The organism is Pantoea sp. RCC30.1 (genome assembly GCF_058148845.1).
This window is the reverse complement of sequence record NZ_JBXUHX010000038.1, coordinates 15,616-34,294: the sequence shown is the minus strand read 5'-3', so window position 1 is coordinate 34,294 and position 18,679 is coordinate 15,616. Positions and strand designations below refer to the sequence as shown.

15 protein-coding genes are annotated in these 18,679 nt (G+C 57.0%); 6 read left to right on the top strand and 9 right to left on the bottom strand.

What is annotated here, in order from left to right; translation table 11 throughout:
• The coding region (locus AC2LB6_RS21820) for a virulence factor SrfB (protein ID WP_490095108.1) at positions 1-2,680 on the top strand (2,680 nt) is incomplete at its 5' end.
• On the top strand, positions 2,677-5,043 hold the full coding sequence (locus AC2LB6_RS21815; protein ID WP_490095107.1) for a virulence factor SrfC family protein: 2,367 nt from the start codon (positions 2,677-2,679) through the stop codon (positions 5,041-5,043). The genes AC2LB6_RS21820 and AC2LB6_RS21815, both read left to right, overlap by 4 nt.
• Here the strand turns inward: AC2LB6_RS21815 and AC2LB6_RS21810 are convergent.
• From AC2LB6_RS21810 to AC2LB6_RS21800, 3 genes are all read right to left on the bottom strand, one after another.
• On the bottom strand, positions 5,040-5,303 hold the full coding sequence (locus AC2LB6_RS21810) for a barstar family protein (RefSeq protein WP_490095106.1): 264 nt from the start codon (positions 5,301-5,303) through the stop codon (positions 5,040-5,042). The genes AC2LB6_RS21815 and AC2LB6_RS21810 overlap by 4 nt on opposite strands.
• A 2-nt stretch (positions 5,304-5,305) precedes the next feature.
• Positions 5,306-5,740 (bottom strand): ribonuclease domain-containing protein, encoded by a 435-nt coding sequence (locus tag AC2LB6_RS21805; RefSeq protein ID WP_090961275.1) that lies wholly within the window; start codon positions 5,738-5,740, stop codon positions 5,306-5,308.
• Between the two features lie 86 nt (positions 5,741-5,826).
• Positions 5,827-6,168: a helix-turn-helix domain-containing protein gene (locus AC2LB6_RS21800; RefSeq protein WP_003853463.1), complete on the bottom strand. Its 342-nt coding sequence runs from the start codon at positions 6,166-6,168 to the stop codon at positions 5,827-5,829.
• 302 nt (positions 6,169-6,470) lie between these two features.
• On the opposite strand from AC2LB6_RS21800, the gene AC2LB6_RS21795 reads away from it, so the two are divergent.
• Positions 6,471-7,625 (top strand): efflux RND transporter periplasmic adaptor subunit, encoded by a 1,155-nt coding sequence (locus AC2LB6_RS21795; protein ID WP_090961279.1) that lies wholly within the window; start codon positions 6,471-6,473, stop codon positions 7,623-7,625.
• Positions 7,626-7,637: 12 nt separating this feature from the next.
• Positions 7,638-10,790, top strand: coding sequence for a multidrug efflux RND transporter permease subunit OqxB (oqxB, locus tag AC2LB6_RS21790; RefSeq protein WP_490095105.1), 3,153 nt, complete (start codon positions 7,638-7,640; stop codon positions 10,788-10,790).
• 85 nt (positions 10,791-10,875) lie between these two features.
• Here oqxB and AC2LB6_RS21785 read toward each other — a convergent pair whose 3' ends face one another.
• The 5 genes from AC2LB6_RS21785 to AC2LB6_RS21765 form a co-directional block, all read right to left on the bottom strand.
• A complete protein-coding gene (locus AC2LB6_RS21785; protein ID WP_490095104.1) occupies positions 10,876-11,229 on the bottom strand; it encodes a type II toxin-antitoxin system HicB family antitoxin in 354 nt (117 codons plus the stop codon).
• Between the two features lie 217 nt (positions 11,230-11,446).
• The gene (locus tag AC2LB6_RS21780; protein ID WP_490095103.1) at positions 11,447-11,740 is read right to left on the bottom strand and encodes a contact-dependent growth inhibition system immunity protein; all 294 of its coding nucleotides are present in this window, start codon (positions 11,738-11,740) and stop codon (positions 11,447-11,449) included.
• An 8-nt stretch (positions 11,741-11,748) separates the two neighbouring features.
• Entirely contained in the window at positions 11,749-12,567 is an 819-nt protein-coding gene (locus AC2LB6_RS21775) for an RNase A-like domain-containing protein (RefSeq protein ID WP_490095102.1), read from the bottom strand.
• Between the two features lie 271 nt (positions 12,568-12,838).
• Positions 12,839-13,333 carry an RrF2 family transcriptional regulator gene (locus AC2LB6_RS21770; RefSeq protein ID WP_010245324.1) on the bottom strand — a complete coding sequence of 165 codons (495 nt, stop codon included), beginning with the start codon at positions 13,331-13,333 and terminating at the stop codon, positions 12,839-12,841.
• 205 nt (positions 13,334-13,538) lie between these two features.
• Entirely contained in the window at positions 13,539-14,723 is a 1,185-nt protein-coding gene (locus tag AC2LB6_RS21765; protein WP_490095101.1) for an MFS transporter, read from the bottom strand.
• A gap of 201 nt (positions 14,724-14,924) precedes the next feature.
• Here AC2LB6_RS21765 and tus point away from each other — a divergent pair, with 201 nt between their 5' ends.
• Entirely contained in the window at positions 14,925-15,854 is a 930-nt protein-coding gene (gene tus / locus AC2LB6_RS21760; RefSeq protein WP_490095100.1) for a DNA replication terminus site-binding protein, read from the top strand.
• Between the two features lie 45 nt (positions 15,855-15,899).
• Here tus and fumC read toward each other — a convergent pair whose 3' ends face one another.
• Positions 15,900-17,297: a class II fumarate hydratase gene (gene fumC / locus AC2LB6_RS21755; RefSeq protein WP_490095099.1), complete on the bottom strand. Its 1,398-nt coding sequence runs from the start codon at positions 17,295-17,297 to the stop codon at positions 15,900-15,902.
• Positions 17,298-17,492: 195 nt separating this feature from the next.
• Between fumC and manA the strand changes: the two genes are divergently transcribed.
• Positions 17,493-18,668, top strand: a complete 1,176-nt coding sequence (manA, locus tag AC2LB6_RS21750; protein ID WP_490095098.1) for a mannose-6-phosphate isomerase — start codon at positions 17,493-17,495, stop codon at positions 18,666-18,668.
• Positions 18,669-18,679: the final 11 nt, after the last annotated feature.

The following is an 18,679-nucleotide window of genomic DNA, read 5'->3' as shown; positions in this document are numbered from 1 at the left end:
GATGCTGCGCTGCGCCAGCGGACGTCGTTTTATCGGCGGCCCTGAAAACTGGGCGCGCATGCGTCTGGTTGCCCTGCCCACGCCCGATGCGGCGGGCAATACTCATCGCGTCAGCCTGGCCTTCGATACCCGCTGCGTGGCGGAACAGGATGGCGGCGAACAGCTCGGCCTGAGCGCCGCTGATGCGCAGAATGGCGTGACCTTTGCGCTTGCCTGGCACAACTACGAGCTGGGTGAGTTTCTTGACCTGACCTGGGTCGATGGCTGGCTGCGCGAATCCTTTACCGACCGCGTTTCCGATCGCCGCGAACAGGCGATTAATCAGGCGCTGCGCGAGTTTGAGTATCAGGCGCACTACCTCAATCTGCTGGAACTTCTGGGCGAACAACTCGACCTCAGCGAAATCCACATTCAGGCTGCCACGCTGCAGACCCCAGCGGTCAACGTCGATATCATTCTGGATGTCGGCAACTCCCATACCTGCGGCGTTCTGGTGGAAGATCATCCGGAAGAGAGCAACGGCCTGAAGCAGACCTATGAGCTGCAGTTGCGCGATCTCTCTGAGCCGCATCAGGTTTACAACGAGCTGTTTGACAGCCGCCTGGAATTTGCCGAGACCCGTTTTGGTAAAGCGAACTTCTCACTGGAAAGCGGTCGTGAGCAGGCCTTTATGTGGCCGTCTCTGACGCGCGTCGGACGCGAAGCGAGCCGTCTGGCACTGCAGCGTGTGGGACTGGAAGGCAGCACCGGCCTCTCCAGCCCACGCCGTTACTTGTGGGATGAAGCGCGCTATCAGCCAGGCTGGCGTTTTAATACCCCCGGCGATCAGGCTGAACCGCTGGCCTATGCCGCGCCCTTTACCACCCTGCTGAACGACGAAGGCCAGCCGCTCTCTACGCTGGCACCCGACGATCGTCTGCCGGTCTTTTCACCGCACTACAGCCGCAGTTCGCTGATGACCTTTATGCTGTGTGAGCTGCTGGCTCAGGCGCTGATGCAGATGAACAGTGCGGCACAGCGTCAGCGGATGCCGCAGAGTCACGCGCCGCGTCAGCTGCGCCATGTGATCCTGACGCTGCCGTCAGCGATGCCGAAACCGGAGCGTGAGATTTTCCGCCGCCGGATGCAGGAAGCGCTGGCGCTGGTCTGGAAAGCGGAAGGCTGGCTGGCGGACGAAGAGGATCCGTCACCTTCGCTGCCGCGTCAGAACCCTAAACCGTTGCCGGATGTGCAGATGGAGTGGGATGAAGCGACCTGTGGTCAGATGGTCTGGTTGTTCAATGAAACCCAGGTCAACTTTGCCGGTCGCGCCGAAGACTTTTTCAGCAGCATGGCCCGTCCGGATCGCCCGCGCGATGCCGACGAACTGCCAGGCAAGAGCCTGCGTATCGCTTCGATTGATATCGGCGGCGGCACGACCGACCTCGCCATCACCCAGTATCGTCTGGACGATGGTCAGGGCAACAACGTCAAAATCACCCCGCGCCTGCTGTTCCGCGAAGGCTTTAAAGTGGCAGGCGACGATATCCTGCTGGATGTGATTCAGCTGTGGATTTTACCGGCGCTGCAGCAGCATCTGCAGAAAGCGGGTCTGACGCTGGCAGAACCGCTGATGAACAAGCTGTTTGGTCACGACAGCCGCATGGACGGTCAGGCGACACTGCGTCAGCAGGTCACCCTACAGCTGTTTATTCCGCTGGCGCAGGCGGTGCTGGAGCGTTACGAAAACTGGGATCCGCTGGAGAGCCACGCAGAAATCAATGCCCTGTTTGGCGAACTGGTCGATCAGCCGCCAGGCGAGGCGGTGCTGGCGTTTGTTAACGGCGAAATTCAGCGTGAACTGGGTGGTAATAGCCGCTTTGACCTGCTGCAGGTGCCGCTGGTGGTCAGTCTGGCCCAGTTGCATGGCGAATTTATGCAGCACCGGATGGCCATTATTCCGGCGCTGCGCTCAATGTGTGAAGTGGTGTCGCTCTATCAGTGCGACGTGCTGCTGCTGACCGGTCGTCCATCGCGCTTCCCTGGCATTCAGGCGCTGGTGCGCCACTTGCAACCGCTGCCGGGCAGCCGGATTCTGTCGCTGGAAGGCTATCACACCAGCGACTGGTATCCGTTTAACAAGCATGGCCGCATCGACAACCCGAAATCCACGGCGGCGGTCGGCGCGATGCTCTGCCTGCTGGCGTTGGATCTTCGTCTCAGCAGCTTCTGGTTCCGCGCGGGCGATTTTGAACCTTACTCGACGATTCGCTACCTTGGCGTGCTCGATGAAAACCAGGCGCTGACGGACGAGAACCTCTGCTACAGCGAAATTGATCTCGACAATTCCGGCTATGTGCTGGATAAAAAAGGCAGTTTCCGTATTCGCGGCAACGTCTGTCTCGGCTTCCGTCAGCTCGATAACGAACGCTGGCCCGCCTCGCCGCTCTATAGCCTGACGCTGAACGACGCCACGCTGGCACGCAAAGTGGCCGGTGAGAGCGTGCTGCGCATCCGCCTGGCGGTAAAAGCGGGCCCTGATGCCTCCGGCCCGGAAACCCTGGTGCTAAGCGATGCGCGTCTGGATGATGGCACCCGCGTGCCACTGGAGCAGTTAAGTCTTAAGCTGAATACCCTGTCGGCAACCGGCAATGCCAATGCGCAATACTGGATTGACAGCGGGAGCGTGTGTAAACGATGAAAGCTTTGAAACCCCGTCAGCCACAAACGCTGGCAAAACGTCTTAGCCTGTTGCAGGACGCACTGAATAACAGCCTGACGTGGATTGAAACCACACGCGAGCAGTCGCCGCGTCTGGCACTGGAAGCCGAAACCCTGACGCTGCAACTGCGTCAGGCGCGCGTGCAGGCTCAGGCACTGGCGCAGCAGGTGGCGCGTCCGGTGACGCTGGCGCTGTTCGGTCAGTCACAGGCGGGCAAAGCCTGGCTGCTGAACGAGATGGTGGCCGATGCCCAGGGTCAGTTAGTGACCCGCATGGGCGAAAAACAACTGAGCTGGTTCCAGCATATCAATCCCGGCAACCTCGATTTTGCTACCGCAACCCGTTTCTGCCATCAGCGCGAACCGCTATCAGGCGAATGGCCGGTTGAACTGACGCTGCTAAGCGAAGCGGAGATCGTACGGCTGATGGTCGCCTGTGCCGGCGCGACCACGCCTGACACCACGCAGATCGACAGCGCACTGCAGCGCCTGCAGCGTCATCGTCTCGCTACGCCGCTGGCCGGTCTGGAAGGTGATGCGCTGGTCACGCTCTGGTCCTGGAGCCGTCGCCGTCCGCACCATGATGTGCGGCTGGATCGTCACTTCTGGCCACAGGCGGTTGAACTGGCCCCGTGGCTGAGCGTTGACGACCGGGTGCAGCTCTTTTCGCTGCTGTGGTCCGGAAAGCCCGAACTGAATGAGATGCTTCGCAGCCTGCTGCATCTGCGTCACCAGCTGCGTAACAGCAGCCGCGTGCTTGCGCCGCTGAGCCTGCTGACCGACGCGTCATTGCTGCCAGCCGAGCAGCTGATTGTGCCAGCCAGTGAGCAGGATCAGCAGCAGCTGGTCGAAGTCTGTCCGCTGAACGGTAACCGCATCGGCAAGGCGCAAAACGTCCCGCTGGGATTACTGGCGCTGCTGACGCTGGAAGTGCTGGTGCCGCTGAGCTCAACACCGCGCACCGCGCTCTATGATGATGCCGATATGCTGGAGCTGCCCGCGCCGGGCCAGTCTGCCGACGTGGCGACTCAGGAAGATCGTCAGCGCCTGCAGCAGCAGGATCCGCTGCGAGCGCAGCTGCTGGAACAGAAACGCGCCCTGCTGCCCGGCTTTTATGCCGCGCGTCAGGCGATTGATCTGCTGCTGGTTTGCACCGCAGCCAGCCATCGTCAGGATGCTGACCTCGCCAGCGAAACGCTGCGCGAATGGCAGCGTCAGCAGCCCGCTCAGGAGTCGGCTGAAAAACCGCGCCTGATCTGGGCGATTACCCCGTTCGATGCCCGCCATCAGCAGGTCAATGTGGATGAAGCGGTGCAGCGTCAGATGGGACAACCGGGTCAGCACTGGGGATCGATGCTGGCGCTGGATCGTGCGGGCGTCGACCGCATGGCGAGCTGGTTGCTGGAAGAGATGCAGCCGGAAGCCCGCCGCGACATGCTGCTGGCTCAGCTGGCGCAGATTCAGCACACCGTGGTGGAGCGGCGTCTGCTGCCCTGGACCGAAGCGGGTGCCAGCCCGGAACAGGCAGCACGCAAACAGAACATCGCCGACACGCTGCTGAAGTGTTTACAGCATCGCACCGGCCTGCATGGCGAGCTGCTGGAACGTCTGCAGCCGCCGCGTGAAGCGCTGCGCCAGCTGTGGCTTAATCAGTCGGCCTTGCAGGGCAGCAAACCGGCCACTATTCAGGCACCGGAAAATCAGTTCGGCATCGGGTTTGAATTTGACCTGTTTAGTGAAAGCCCGGCTGAAGCGCCGGTTCAGCCGCGTCAGAGCCTGCAGAGCGCCCAGCAGTTCCCGCGTCAGGTGCTGCTGCTGTGGCTGGATCATCTGCGTCAGTTGCCGGAAAACCGCAGCCTGCTGGCGTTGCTGAACGTGGATAAGGCGACGATGGAGTGGCTGGTTGAGGAGTTGATCACGGCCGGTTTCCGCACCGATATCGCGCAGAAACTGCAGCAGGCGCTGCATGAGCCGGATACGCAGAGCGTCAGCCATGAATCTCGCGCCGATCGCCAGGTGACGCGCGCGATGACGGTGCTGGGGGATTTTGTGGCCTGGCTCGGCTTTTTACAGCGTCCTGAATCCGAACGTCCGGCCAGCCGCGTTAACCGGGGTCAGGTGATTTTCTCACGCCCTCCGGCACCCAGCGTCAGCTTCAGTGCCGGTCAGCGCCTGACCAAACTCTCTGCGGCTCCGGCTAACCACACCGCCTACTATATCTACGACTGGCTGGTGGGTCTGAATCAGGTGATCATTGAGAACAACGGTTACACTGGCGGCGGCGATCTGCCGCTGGCGGCCCGCGAAGCGCTGGTGGCGCTGCTCAGGCCACTGCGCGCTTAATCGATAATCAGGCGCAGTTCGCCCTCCAGCGACTGCGCCGCCTCCTCCAGCAGCGCCAGCACCGGCGCTAAATCGGCCTGATGCGCAGCATAGTGCTGCAGCCAGATAGTGGCAGGCAGCCCCATTCCGCCCGTCAGCCAGTCCCACAACGCATCCAGATTATTTCCGAAGCTCTGCGGGCAGCCACTCTGTTCAGCAAACTGCTGATAAAAGGCCGCGCGCGTGGTGAGCTGTCGCAGATCAAAGGTCAGATTAAGCATGATCAGGGCACCTGTCTGAAGCTGCGGTAGTGATCGGTGGAGAGAAATACCAGCCCGTCAGAGGAGTAGACAAGGCGGTCGGCGTCGCGATGACCACAGCGATAATTCACATCCGCTTCATACCACTGACGGCCCGCACGCGATGGCAGACGTTTTTCACGGTTGGTAAAACGATCGCCACCGATGGCTTTGCCAGGCAGCACTTCGCACAGGTTGCCTTTGGCCGGATTCCAGCCACGCTTACGCGCATCACTTTTGGTGAGGTAGTAGTCCGGCAATTGCTGATGCTGCAGCACCCAGCGCGCCACGGTATGGGCATCGGTCAGGGTGGCGATATCCGCCTGAGCAGGAGCTGAAACGGTGTTCAGATAGGGTTTCAGGCCGTAGAAGCAGGCCGCGAGGACGAGGAAAAGTCCAATCCAGAGTTTTTTTGACATGATGGCATCCGAGACGACAGGACGCAGATGATACCAGTTTTGCGCACAGAGAAAAGCGCGGGCCAGACAAGCTGGCCCTGGCGAGGTTATGCTGCGTGCGATTCCCCGCTGTGACGACGCCATGCACCCGGCGCGACACCATACTGACGTTTGAAGCTGCGGTTAAAGGATTGCTGAGAGTCGAAACCTAGCGAGATCGCCACATTGAGAATCGGCTCATCGGTCGTGGTCAGGCGATCGGCTGATTTCTTCAGCTTCTTAACGCGAATGTATTCACCCAGTGGATAGCCGGTGTGCTCTTTGAACATGCGCTGGAGGTGCCACTTGGAGTAACCCGCGCGCTCTGAAACGGTATCCAGATCCAGGCGTGCTTCGATGTTGTTATCAATCCAGTCGATTAAATCGTGAATAAAGGCGTCACTCATCATTCCAGTCTCTCCTGTCGCCGTGGCGAAAAGTATTAGTATCAGTTGCAGTTACACTAAAGGGTGGCTGACTATGCCATTTAATGCAAGTTTTATTAGTACATTAAATGCCGCACTTTTTGTGGGGTTTTTACTGCTTTGTTCAGGTCTTCATCGCCCTGCCCCAAACCGCACATAAAGTGTATCTGTTATTCTTGCAGTTGCCAGCCACGCAAGCCTACACTCACTGCGATTAATTGCAATCTTAAAAGTTGCAAATATTGGCCTGCAGGCCGCCTGTTTATATCTATCGCGGAATAACAACAATGATCACGAACCGGGTTCGTCAGGGTTTAACCCTCTTAGGGATGGTACTGCTCATCACTCAACTGAGCGGCTGCGACAAGGGTGTGGCGCAAAACGCCCCGCCACCACCGCCTGAAGTGAGTGCAGCACCCGTGCTGATCAAGCCGGTCAGCCAGTGGGACAATTTCAATGGCCGGGTTGAAGCGGTGCAGAGCGTTCAGTTGCGTCCGCGCGTCTCGGGCTACATCGACTCTGTTAACTATCGCGAAGGCGATGAAGTCAAAAAAGGTCAGGTGCTGTTTACCATTGATGACCGGAGTTACCGCGCGGCGCTGGAGCAGGCCAAAGCGGAACTGGCACGCGCACGCAGTCAGGCAAGTCTGGCCCGCAGCGAATCGGGCCGCAGCGAGAAGCTGATTGGCACCCAGGCCATTTCCCGGGAGGCGTGGGAACAGCGTCGCTCTGCCGCCAGTCAGGCGCAGGCGGATGTGCTGGCCGCAGAAGCCGCGGTAGATATGGCGCAGCTGAACCTCGACTTTACCCGCGTCACCGCGCCGATTGATGGCCGCGCCAGCCGGGCGCAGATCACCGCGGGTAACCTGGTGACCGCCGGCGACAGCGCCAGTGTGCTGACCACGCTGGTGTCGCAGCAGCAGATGTATGTCTATTTCGATGTCGATGAGAACACCTTCCTTAACTATCAGGCGATGGCACGTCAGGGTCAGCAGCGTCACGCGCTGCCGGTAGAAATTGCGCTGGTCGGCGAACAGGGTTTCCCGCATCAGGGCAAAATCGATTTCATGGATAACCAGCTGACCGCCAGCACCGGCACCATTCGGATGCGCGCCCTGCTCGACAATCAACAGCGTCAGTTCACGCCTGGCCTCTTTGCCCGCGTGCGTCTGCCAGGCAGCGCGCAGTTCGAGGCGGTGCTGATTGATGATAAAGCGGTATTAACCGACCAGGATCGCAAATATGTCTACGTGGTGGATGGAGAGGGAAAAGCCCAGCGGCGGGATATCCAGCCCGGCGCGATGATAGATGGCCTGCGTATTGTTAAGTCGGGTCTGCAATCCGGCGACAAGGTGATCATCGCCGGTCTGCAAAAAGTATTTATGCCCGGCATGCCGGTCACTGCTCAGCAGGTCGCCATGCGTGCGGCAGCCGCTCAATAATTCGAGGCCGCTATGGACTTTTCCCGCTTTTTTATCGACCGGCCGATTTTTGCTGCGGTGCTGTCGATCCTGATTTTTGTCACCGGCGTAATTTCCATTCCGCTGCTGCCGATCAGTGAATATCCCGATGTCGTGCCACCCAGCGTACAGGTGCGCGCTGAGTATCCAGGCGCTAACCCAAAAGTGATTGCGGATTCCGTGGCGACGCCACTGGAAGAGGCGATCAACGGCGTCGAGAACATGATGTACATGAAGTCAGTGGCTGGTTCAGACGGCGTGCTGGTGACTACCGTCACCTTCCGTCCAGGCACCGATCCCGATCAGGCGCAGGTTCAGGTGCAGAACCGCGTGGCACAGGCGGAAGCCCGTTTGCCGGAAGATGTGCGTCGGCTGGGGGTGACAACCCAGAAAATGTCGCCGACCCTGACGCTGGTCGTCCACATGTTCTCACCGAACAATACCTATGATTCGCTCTACCTGCGTAACTACGCCACGCTGAAGGTGAAAGATGAGCTTGCCCGCCTGCCGGGCGTCGGTCAGATCCAGATTTTTGGCGCAGGCGAATATGCGATGCGCGTCTGGCTGGATCCCAATAAAGTCGCGGCACGTGGCCTGACCGCCTCTGACGTGGTGACGGCGATGCAGGAGCAGAACGTGCAGGTCTCTGCCGGTCAACTGGGTGCCGAGCCGCTGAAGAAGCAGAGCGACTTCCTGCTGTCAATCAACACGCAGGGACGACTGGAGAGCGAGCAGGAATTCGGCGATATCATCCTGAAAACCTCAGAAGATGGTTCGCTGGTGCGCCTGCGAGATGTGGCGCGAATTGAGATGGGTTCAGGCAGTTATGCCCTGCGCTCGCAGCTGAATAACAAAGATGCGGTCGGTATCGGTATCTTCCAGGCACCTGGCGCCAACGCTATCGATCTCTCCAATGCGGTTCGCGCCAAAATGGATGAGCTGGCAACCCGCTTCCCCAACGATGTGAAATGGGCCGCGCCTTATGACCCGACGGTGTTTGTTCGCGACTCGATCAAAGCGGTGGTTCAGACTCTGCTTGAAGCGGTGATCCTGGTCGTGCTGGTCGTGATTCTGTTCCTGCAGACCTGGCGCGCCTCGATCATTCCCTTGCTGGCGGTGCCGGTTTCAATCGTCGGTACTTTCAGCGTGCTCTATCTGCTCGGCTTCTCGTTGAACACCCTGAGCCTGTTCGGGCTGGTGCTGGCGATCGGTATCGTGGTGGATGACGCCATTGTGGTGGTGGAGAACGTCGAACGTAACATCGAGATGGGTCTGTCACCGCGCGCTGCAGCGCATCAGGCGATGCGAGAGGTCTCCGGGCCAATCATCGCCATCGCGCTGGTGCTGTGCGCCGTGTTTGTGCCGATGGCGTTTCTTTCCGGCGTTACCGGGCAGTTCTACAAGCAGTTCGCCACCACCATCGCCATCTCAACGGTGATCTCGGCCATTAACTCGCTGACGCTCTCGCCTGCGCTGGCGGCGATGCTGCTGAAAGATCATAACGCGCCTAAAGATCGACTGACGCGGATTATTGATGCGCTGTTTGGCTGGCTGTTCCGTCCGTTTAACCGCTTCTTCCAGCGCAGTGCGCATGGCTATGAGTCGCTGGTTGGCCGCACGCTGCGTCGCCGCGGCGCGGTGTTTGGCATCTATCTGCTGCTGCTGGCCGGTGCCGGATTTATGTTCCACACCGTGCCGGGCGGCTTTATCCCGACTCAGGATAAGCTCTATCTGATTGGCGGCGTGAAGATGCCGGAAGGCTCGTCACTGGCGCGTACCGATGAAGTGATTCGCAGGATGAGTGAAATTGGTATGCAGACCGAAGGCGTCGCCTATGCGGTGGCGTTCCCCGGCCTGAATGCGCTGCAGTTCACCAACACGCCGAACAGCGGTACCGTGTTCTTCGGCCTGAAGCCCTTTAATGAGCGCAAACATACGGCGGCAGAGATCAACGCGGAGATCAATGCGAAGATCTCGCAAATCCAGCAAGGCTTTGGCTTCTCGATTATGCCACCGCCGATTCTGGGGCTGGGTCAGGGTTCCGGTTATTCACTCTATGTGCAGGACCGTGCCGGTCTGGGCTATGGCGCATTGCAGACGGCGATTAATACGCTGTCGGGCAGCATCATGCAGACGCCAGGCATGCACTTCCCTATCTCCTCCTATCAGGCCAACGTTCCGCAGCTTGATGTGAAGGTTGACCGGGATAAAGCCAAGGCACAGGGCGTGTCGCTGACCGCGCTGTTCAGTACGCTGCAGACCTATCTTGGCTCGTCGTATGTGAATGACTTCAACCGTTTCGGCCGCACCTGGCGGGTGATGGCGCAGGCTGACGGGGATTTCCGCGACAGCGTCGAAGATATTGCTAACCTGCGCACCCGAAACGATCGCGGTGAGATGGTGCCGATTGGCAGCATGGTCAACATCACCACCACCTACGGTCCCGACCCGGTGATTCGCTATAACGGCTATCCGGCGGCGGATCTGATTGGTGATGCCGACCCGCGCGTGCTTTCCTCGGCGCAGGCGATGAGTCAGCTCGAAGCGATGTCCGGTCAGCTGTTGCCGAACGGCATGAACATCGAATGGACCGATCTGAGTTATCAGCAATCAACGCAGGGCAATACCGCGCTGATTGTCTTCCCGATGGCCGTCCTGCTGGCGTTCCTGGTGCTGGCTGCGCTGTATGAGAGCTGGACGCTGCCGCTGGCGGTGATCCTGATTGTGCCGATGACCATGCTCTCTGCGCTGTTTGGCGTCTGGCTGACCGGCGGGGACAACAATGTCTTCGTGCAGGTCGGACTGGTGGTGCTGATGGGGCTGGCCTGTAAGAACGCGATTCTTATTGTCGAGTTCGCCCGTGAGCTGGAGATTCAGGGCAAAGGGATTGTGGAAGCGGCGCTGGAAGCGTGTCGCCTGCGTCTGCGTCCGATTGTGATGACCTCCATCGCCTTTATCGCCGGTACCATCCCACTGATTCTGGGTGAAGGCGCGGGTGCAGAAGTGCGTGGTGTGACCGGTATTACGGTCTTCTCCGGCATGCTCGGCGTGACGCTGTTCGGCCTGTTCCTGACGCCGGTATTCTATGTCGCCCTGCGCAAGCTGGTGACGCGGCGGTCAGGGAATGCATCGTCCGTGACGGTGTAAACCGTAAAGGTTAACAGGGGCGATCATGCGATCGCCCCTTTTTTTATTCGTGATTCACTGATTCCAGCAGACCCGGCCTTGCAGGTTAGCGCTGCTTCAATCTTTCATTGAGCGTTTCAATGATAAACGCATTCAGCGAGGTTTCATTTTGCGCGGCAGCCTGAGACAGGCGCTCTCCCAGCGATTCAGGATAGCGCAGCGTAAAGGTTTTAATTTTTTCCTGCTCAGCATAGGGATTAATGCCGGAGGCTGCACAATCTTCCAGGTATTCGCGCAGCGAAATCTCGCCCTCTTTGTACAGGCCCTGTACGCTGTCAGAGACAAAATCACAGTAGCCTGACAGGCCAGTAAAGCGCCCACGGAACATGTTGAGTTCAGGGACATAGGTGATCACGGCGGGTTGCCCGGCGACGTTAGCTAGTTCTGAATGATTATTCATTTTTTAAGTCCAGCGTTTTGATTGCCTGGATATCAGGAATGGATTTTCCAAATAATAAATTGATTAATAATTTAAAATTTACCCCATATATATCAGTTAACTTCAGTAGAAGCGAATCTGGTTCTGTCACGTCTTACGCTCCCTTCTCATCCACTATTCACTAAAGGAAAAAACTCTACTCACAGTCATTAACCGCATGACCCGTTAATCATGGAAGTTAAAGTCTGGCACTTAAATGACTTTTTATCTTTTCCAGAAAAGTTCGTGCCGTTTCCCCCCAGGGTTCAGGATAGAACTCTCCCTGGCTGATGGACTCAAACGCCTCTGTCAGTGCTTGATCATTCAACGATAGTAAATACTCTGCCTCCTGACAGACTTTTGCTGCTGTTTTTGGATTCTCAGTTTCTAAATAACTGTCCAGTATTTCTTCTACCGTTTCCCCAAAAAGATCATAATCCTGACCAAAAAAAACCCGAATAAGCGTTCCAGTATTTTTATAGTTTTTTTTCATTGATAGCCTCAGAAAGAAGGATATGAAGTCAGAAGATAATAGGGTTTGCCGTTAAACACTTTACGGTGCAAAACAATGCTGACAGCATAAGCTTCAAGACGAGTTGTACTACCTTGCCTGAAACCATAACCGACTACCGTTCGGGATTGCCAGGTTAATTCCAGAATGCTTTCGCTTTTGGCTGCAGCCCAATAGATAATCTTCCAGCGGTTCGCTTTCAAACCGGCGCTTATGAAGCGCTCTGCCTGCTCAATATTAACAAACGAACTTGCAAGCGGCGTTTTAGGGCTTCGTGCAAGACGCGCGAGCAAATCCGCTTCGGAAATATTTACATGCTTATCAATAGTATGTCCGCCAGCCTTAATACCTTTTAAAGCTTCATGCTCAGCCAGCTTTAACTTACCGAAGCGTACAGAGGCGACACGTGCCGCTCCGGAAGCAAAGGCAAAGGCCATCGGAACAGAAATATCGACGGTTAAACCTATATTCATTGCGGTCTTATTATCGGCGCCAAGCTTTTTAGCCGTCGCTGTGGCCAACTCAAAAGTTGCTGTACGTGTATTTCTGCCTGTCAGTACCTGATTAGCCGCTGCATGAATGCTATCCAGACTGTGTGCGCCAACGACAACGCATGCCGCTTTTGTCAGTCCGGATGGATCTGGCGCTATGCACAGCGCGGTTGCTCCGGTTAATTCAAGTGTCCCTAATGCAAGATTCAACCCACCGTACAAGCGGTTACTGAGCGATTCACCTTCAGTAACCGTTTGATCCGAGAGAGCAGCGGTGAGCTGAACCGGGGACATCATGATTTTTATATCATCATCCATAATGAAGCCTCATGTGAGCAGTAGATGCGTGGCTAAATTGTCTCTTACCTTCAAATTTTACATCCATTAAAAGCCAGAAAGTAGACTTTAAGTGAACATGTTCTCCTGTCATTTCAGAAAACGAAAACAACATTAATATTGTGATGGATGCTGAATTTCAAATGATCCATCAGGTTCAGCGTGATAACCGCCCCCAGGAAAATGAGTTATTGGCTTATGGCGGTTTTGAGGCAGGCCGTTACGGATCAGCAGGCATAAAAAAAGCCGCTCATCAGCGGCTCTTTTTGCAGAGATCATCAATCTCTTCGGGTTCAGGTTCCGGCACGGCGGTGCAGTTACTGGTGTCGCGTTTCTTCAGCTCGTTCAGTGCGTCTGCCACGGTGCGTTTTGCCAGCACATCCAGCGATGCCTGCTCGGCTTCATCGGCTATCGATTTGAAGTACCAGCAGAGGTTGGCACTGACCAGACAGCGCGGCGCGACATCAGGACGTGCGGCCCAGATCTTTTTGTCCTCGATGACGGAGACATAGATATCCCGCAGGGTAATTTCCGCAGCAGGACGGCCCAGATGAATCGAACCGGTTCGGCCCAGCGTAGAGACGATAATGCCGTCACGGGTCAGCGGGACCATTAATTTTCGAATGAAACTGGGATTCGCTTCCAGCCCGTAGGCCAGAATCGCGCTGGTAGAGCGTTTACCCATTTGCTCCGCCATCGCTACGCTCAGAACCATTTGCAAAGCTGTCGGGAAGCGATAATCAAGCATTTCTTTATCCTGAGTTGCGGTGGATCTTATTGTTTTATTGCCGCATAAGTGAACAATCAATGAGCAATAAATATAACAAACACTGTTGCTTTTTTGAAGCAAACCGGCAGCGACAAGGCACGTATTCACCAAAGGCGGAGGCCCGATAGCACAAGGTGCTCAGCCTGCTAACGGCCCTCTCTGCGGAACAGGAGTAACAGCACTGTCATACGCTAAGAGCTGATGTCGCCGGTAATCGCTGCTTCAGTGCCATAACCAGTACCACGTTAAAGATTGCTAAGGCGCAAAGCAACCACAGCGTTGCAGGGGCCCCCATTCTTTCAAACACATATCCACCAACCAGCGGCGTCAGCGCCTGCCCCATTAATGCCGGGCGGGCCATTTTACCCACCACAATTGCGTAGGACTCTGGTTTGACCATCGCCAGCGGCAAAGTTCCACGCACGATGGCACGTAAGCCATTACCTGCGCCATACAGCACCATGCTCAGCAGCGCCATCTGTGGGAAAATAGCCAGCAGCAGCAGGCCCAGCGCCACCAGCCCGACAGAGAAAAAGGTGGTACGGATAGGATGACTTCGTTTAAAGGCGATATCGACGATACGGGCCCCCACCTGACACGGGCCAAGCACAGCGCTGATCGCCAGCGCCGAAGTCAGCGTATGGCCTGTGGCCTGCAACAGGGCGATGAGCTGCACGGAAATCGCCGTCATGATCACGGATGCCAGAGTAAAGATGGCGCACAGGAGCCAGAACAGCGCGGGTTCGATCTCCGCCGTGGCAGGCTGCTTGATCATACGTTTAACTGGCCGTTTAGTGTGACTCGCGGGTAACGCAAACAGATAGGCAGGCAGCACGCAGACCACCATCATGGCCGCAATAATCAGTGACGCATCCCGCCAGCCGAATCCGTGGATTAACAAAGCCGTGCCCGGCCAGACCAATGTGGTGCAGAAGCCCGATATCAGCGTAATACTGGTAATCGCGGAACGCGCCTGACCGCCATAGCAGGTGCCGAGCGTGGCAAACAGCGCATCATAGAGGCCCATTGCCATACCGATGCCAATAATCACCCAGGCGAACAGAAACAGCGGCAGCGAGTCGCTATACGCCATCATCACCAGCCCCACCGCCATCACGACTCCGCTCAGCGCCAGCAGCAGGCGTCCGCCGGTTCGGGCGATAATCCTCCCCGCCAGTGGTGACAGCAGGCCCGACACCAGAATTCCGGTTGAGAGCGCGCCATAAATCCATTGCTGTGACCAGCCCGTCTCGGCCGCAATCGGATTCGCCATCACCGCCATCAGATAGAATGACCCGCCCCATGACAGGATCTGCACCCAGCCCAGGGTAAAAATGGCGGCGATACCGGGTTTGTTGTTCTGATTCACAGGCGATCTCTTGGTTAGCAGGCGAACCGTTTTTATAACATGTTCTGCGATAAGGCAAAATGCGTGAGCTCCTTTTCGCTGGACGGCCAGGCAGACCGCACGTTTTTAGAGAAACCACTAAAGTATGTTGTAACTATATACCACTTGCATCCTCGCCGGGCTTCTGCCACATTGTGGACGTTGTAACTATGGAGGCACAACATGACGCGCTACGACTTAGTGGCTGATATGCATCAGTGTGTAAACGACCTGGAACTGGCGCTGGGCGAGTTGCGTCAGCAGATTGAAGCGCAGCCTCTGCTGATCGCCCGCGTCTTCAGCCTGCCGCCAGTGGTGAAAGGCCGTGAACATGAAGCGATCACTCAGATTTCCGTTGAGCAGCATCTCGGCGAGAGCGCGTTGAAGATGGCACTCGACCACTACTGCCGTCTGTTTATGCAGCATCAGTCCGAACAACTGAGCACCAAGGCTGCCGTTCGCTTACCCGGCGCTCTCTGCATCGAATGCGATGCACAGCGGGAAGCGGAGATCGGCTCGCTGGTCGACCTCATCAATCAGCTGAAAGCCCGGCTGGAGCAGCTGATCACGGTGGACTCAGGCCTGCCGAGCGAAGCGCGTTTTGAGTTCGTCCACCAGCATTTACGCGGGCTGATTACCCTGAATGCCTATCGCACGATCACCCTGCTGAGCGCACCCGACAGCCTGCGTTTCGGCTGGGCCAACAAGCACATTATCAAGAATCTCAAGCGCGAAGAGGTGATCGCCCAGCTGGAAAAAAGCCTGAAGTCGGGACGCGCGAAGGCACCGTGGTCACGGGAACAGTGGGCGGAAAAAGTGCAGGAGGAGCTGGCAAGCGTGCGCGCCCTGCCCGCTTCGGCACGGTTGAAAATCAAGCGTCCGGTGAAAGTCCAGCCGGTGGCACGCGTCTGGCGCGCGGATGAACAAAAGCAGACCCAGCTGGCCTGTCCTTCGCCGATTCTGGTGATCTGTCGCGATCGCACTCAGGTTCCGGTGCTGGGCGAGTTGCTCAATTACGACGCCGATAACATAACGCATCGTCATAAACCCGCCGCTGAACCGCTGAATCTGCTGATACCCCGACTGCATCTGTGGGTCGATTGCCCCATCTGAATGAAAAAAGGCCAGCATCCGCTGGCCTCTGACTCATCCATAATCTTAGGACTTCATACTGCCGACCATCTCTTCCGGCCGGACCCAGGCATCAAACTCTTCTTCCGTGAGATAACCCAGTTTCAGCGCCGAGCCTTTCAGTGTCAGACCCTCTTTATGCGCCTTCTTGGCAATTTCTGCCGCTTTGTCATAGCCAATATGGGTATTCAGCGCTGTCACCAGCATCAGCGATTCGTTAAGTAACTGATCGATTCGCTCACGCACCGGTTCAATGCCAACCGCACAATGATGATTAAAACTGTCCATGCCATCCGCCAGCAGGCGAATCGATTGCAGGAAGTTATGGATCACCATCGGACGGAACACATTCAGCTCAAAGTTACCGGACGCGCCGCCCATGTTAATCGCCACATCATTACCCATTACCTGACAGCAGAGCATAGTCATCGCTTCGCACTGTGTCGGATTCACTTTGCCCGGCATGATGGAACTGCCAGGTTCATTTTCAGGAATGGCGATTTCGCCAATGCCACAGCGCGGACCGGAAGAGAGCCAGCGCACGTCGTTCGCGATTTTCATCAGTGAGGCGGCCAGCCCTTTCAGTGCACCATGGGCATGCACCAGCGCATCACAGGTGGCCAGCGCCTCAAACTTATTGGGCGCGGTAACAAACGGCTGCCGGGTAAGATCGGCCAGCGCCTTCGCCACACGCACCGCATATTCCGGGTGAGTGTTCAGGCCGGTACCCACGGCGGTTCCGCCAAGTGCCAGTTCCGCCACGTGCGGGATGCTTTGTTCGATATGCTTCAGGTTGTGCTCCAGCATCGCCACCCAGCCAGAAATCTCCTGGCCCAGCGTCAGCGGCGTCGCATCCTGCAGGTGAGTACGGCCAATCTTGACGATATCTTTAAAGGCGTCGGACTTCTGGCTCAGCGTCTTCTTAAGCACCTGAATCTGTGGGATCAGTTGTTCGCGCAGGGCGATTACCGCGGCAACGTGCATCGCCGTCGGGAAGACATCGTTGGAGCTCTGGCTCTTGTTCACATCGTCGTTGGGATGAACCAGGCGCGACATACCGCGCTCTCCGCCGAGGATTTCACTCGCGCGGTTCGCCAGCACTTCATTCATGTTCATATTCGTCTGGGTGCCGGAGCCGGTCTGCCAGATCGCCAGTGGAAATTCATCCGCATGTTTATCCGCCAGCACTTCATCCGCCGCACTGACAATCGCATCGGCACGGTCAGCGGGCAGCAGTCCCAGATCGCGGTTCACGCTGGCCGCAGCGCGTTTGGTCAGAGCCAGCGCATGCACCAGCGCGGTCGGCATTTTTTCGGTTGAGATACGGAAGTGTTCCAGTGAGCGCTGCGTCTGCGCGCCCCACAGTTTGTCTGCCGGTACGTCAATGGGGCCCATTGAATCTTTCTCAATGCGGTTGCCTGCCATGAATACGTCTCCTTCACCTTGTTTTTAAAAGAATGACCGCCAGGTCGTTGCAATCAGCTGTCGGGCGGTCAGGATAGTAATACACAATAATTTAACATTATCAGAGATTAGCGTCCTTTTGCGCTGGATATGTATTTTTACCGGCAGTTTCTGCTTTAATAGCCGCAATAATTTCCCGTGATAAAGGGTTATACGATGCAAAAAATGAACAATTCGTTGCAAAATTACGCGTGGGGCAGCAAAACTGCGTTGATGGAGCTTTATGGCATTGCGAATCCGGAGGGGTTGCCGATGGCGGAACTCTGGATGGGCGCACATCCGAAAAGCCCCTCCACCGTGATGGATCAGGGCAGCGAGCGTTCTTTGCGTGACGTGATTGATGCCGCGCCTGCCGCCATGCTCGGTGAGGCGGTGGCGCACCGTTTTGGTGAACTGCCTTTCCTGTTCAAGGTGTTGTGTGCCGATCAGCCGCTGTCGATTCAGGTTCATCCCAGCAAACACGCGGCTGAAGTGGGTTTTGCCCGTGAGAATGCGGCGGGTATTCCACTGAGTGCGGCAGAGCGTAACTATAAAGATGCCAACCACAAGCCGGAACTGGTCTATGCGCTGACCCCTTTCCAGGCGATGAATGGCTTTCGCACCCTGACACAGATGGTTTCACTGCTGGAACCGGTCGCGGGCGCACATCCGCAAATTGCCCATTTTCTGCAACATCCCGATCAGGAGACGCTGGCTGCGCTGTTCTCTACCCTGCTGTCACTGGCGGGCGAGCCGAAATCGCTGGCGCTGGGCGTTCTGAAATCCGCGCTTGATGCGCAACAGGGCGAGCCGTGGGAAACCATCCGCATGATTGCGGCAGAGTATCCTGACGACAGCGGCCTGTTTTCACCGCTGCTGCTGAATGTGATCACCCTGCAACCGGGCGAGGCGATGTTCCTCTACGCTGAAACCCCGCACGCCTATCTGAAAGGCGTGGCGCTGGAGGTGATGGCAAACTCCGATAACGTGTTGCGGGCCGGTCTGACTCCGAAATATATCGATATCGCCGAGCTTATGGCTAACCTGAAGTTTGAGGAAAAGCCAGCCAGTGCGCTGCTGACCGAGCCGGAGCAACAAGGCAACGCGCTGCGCTTCCCGATTCCGGTCGAAGATTTCGCCTTTGCCATTCATAGTCTGAACGCAGAACCGCAGTCGCTGGCGCAGGAGAGCGCCGCCCTGCTGTTCTGTATCGAAGGCCAGGCAGTGATCGCCAAAGGCGAGCAGCAGGTGACGCTGAAACCGGGTGAATCCTGCTTCATTGCCGCCAGCGAATCACCGGTAACCGTCGCGGGTACAGGCCGACTGGCGAGGGTGTTTAACGACTTAGGGTGAAGCGGCTGACG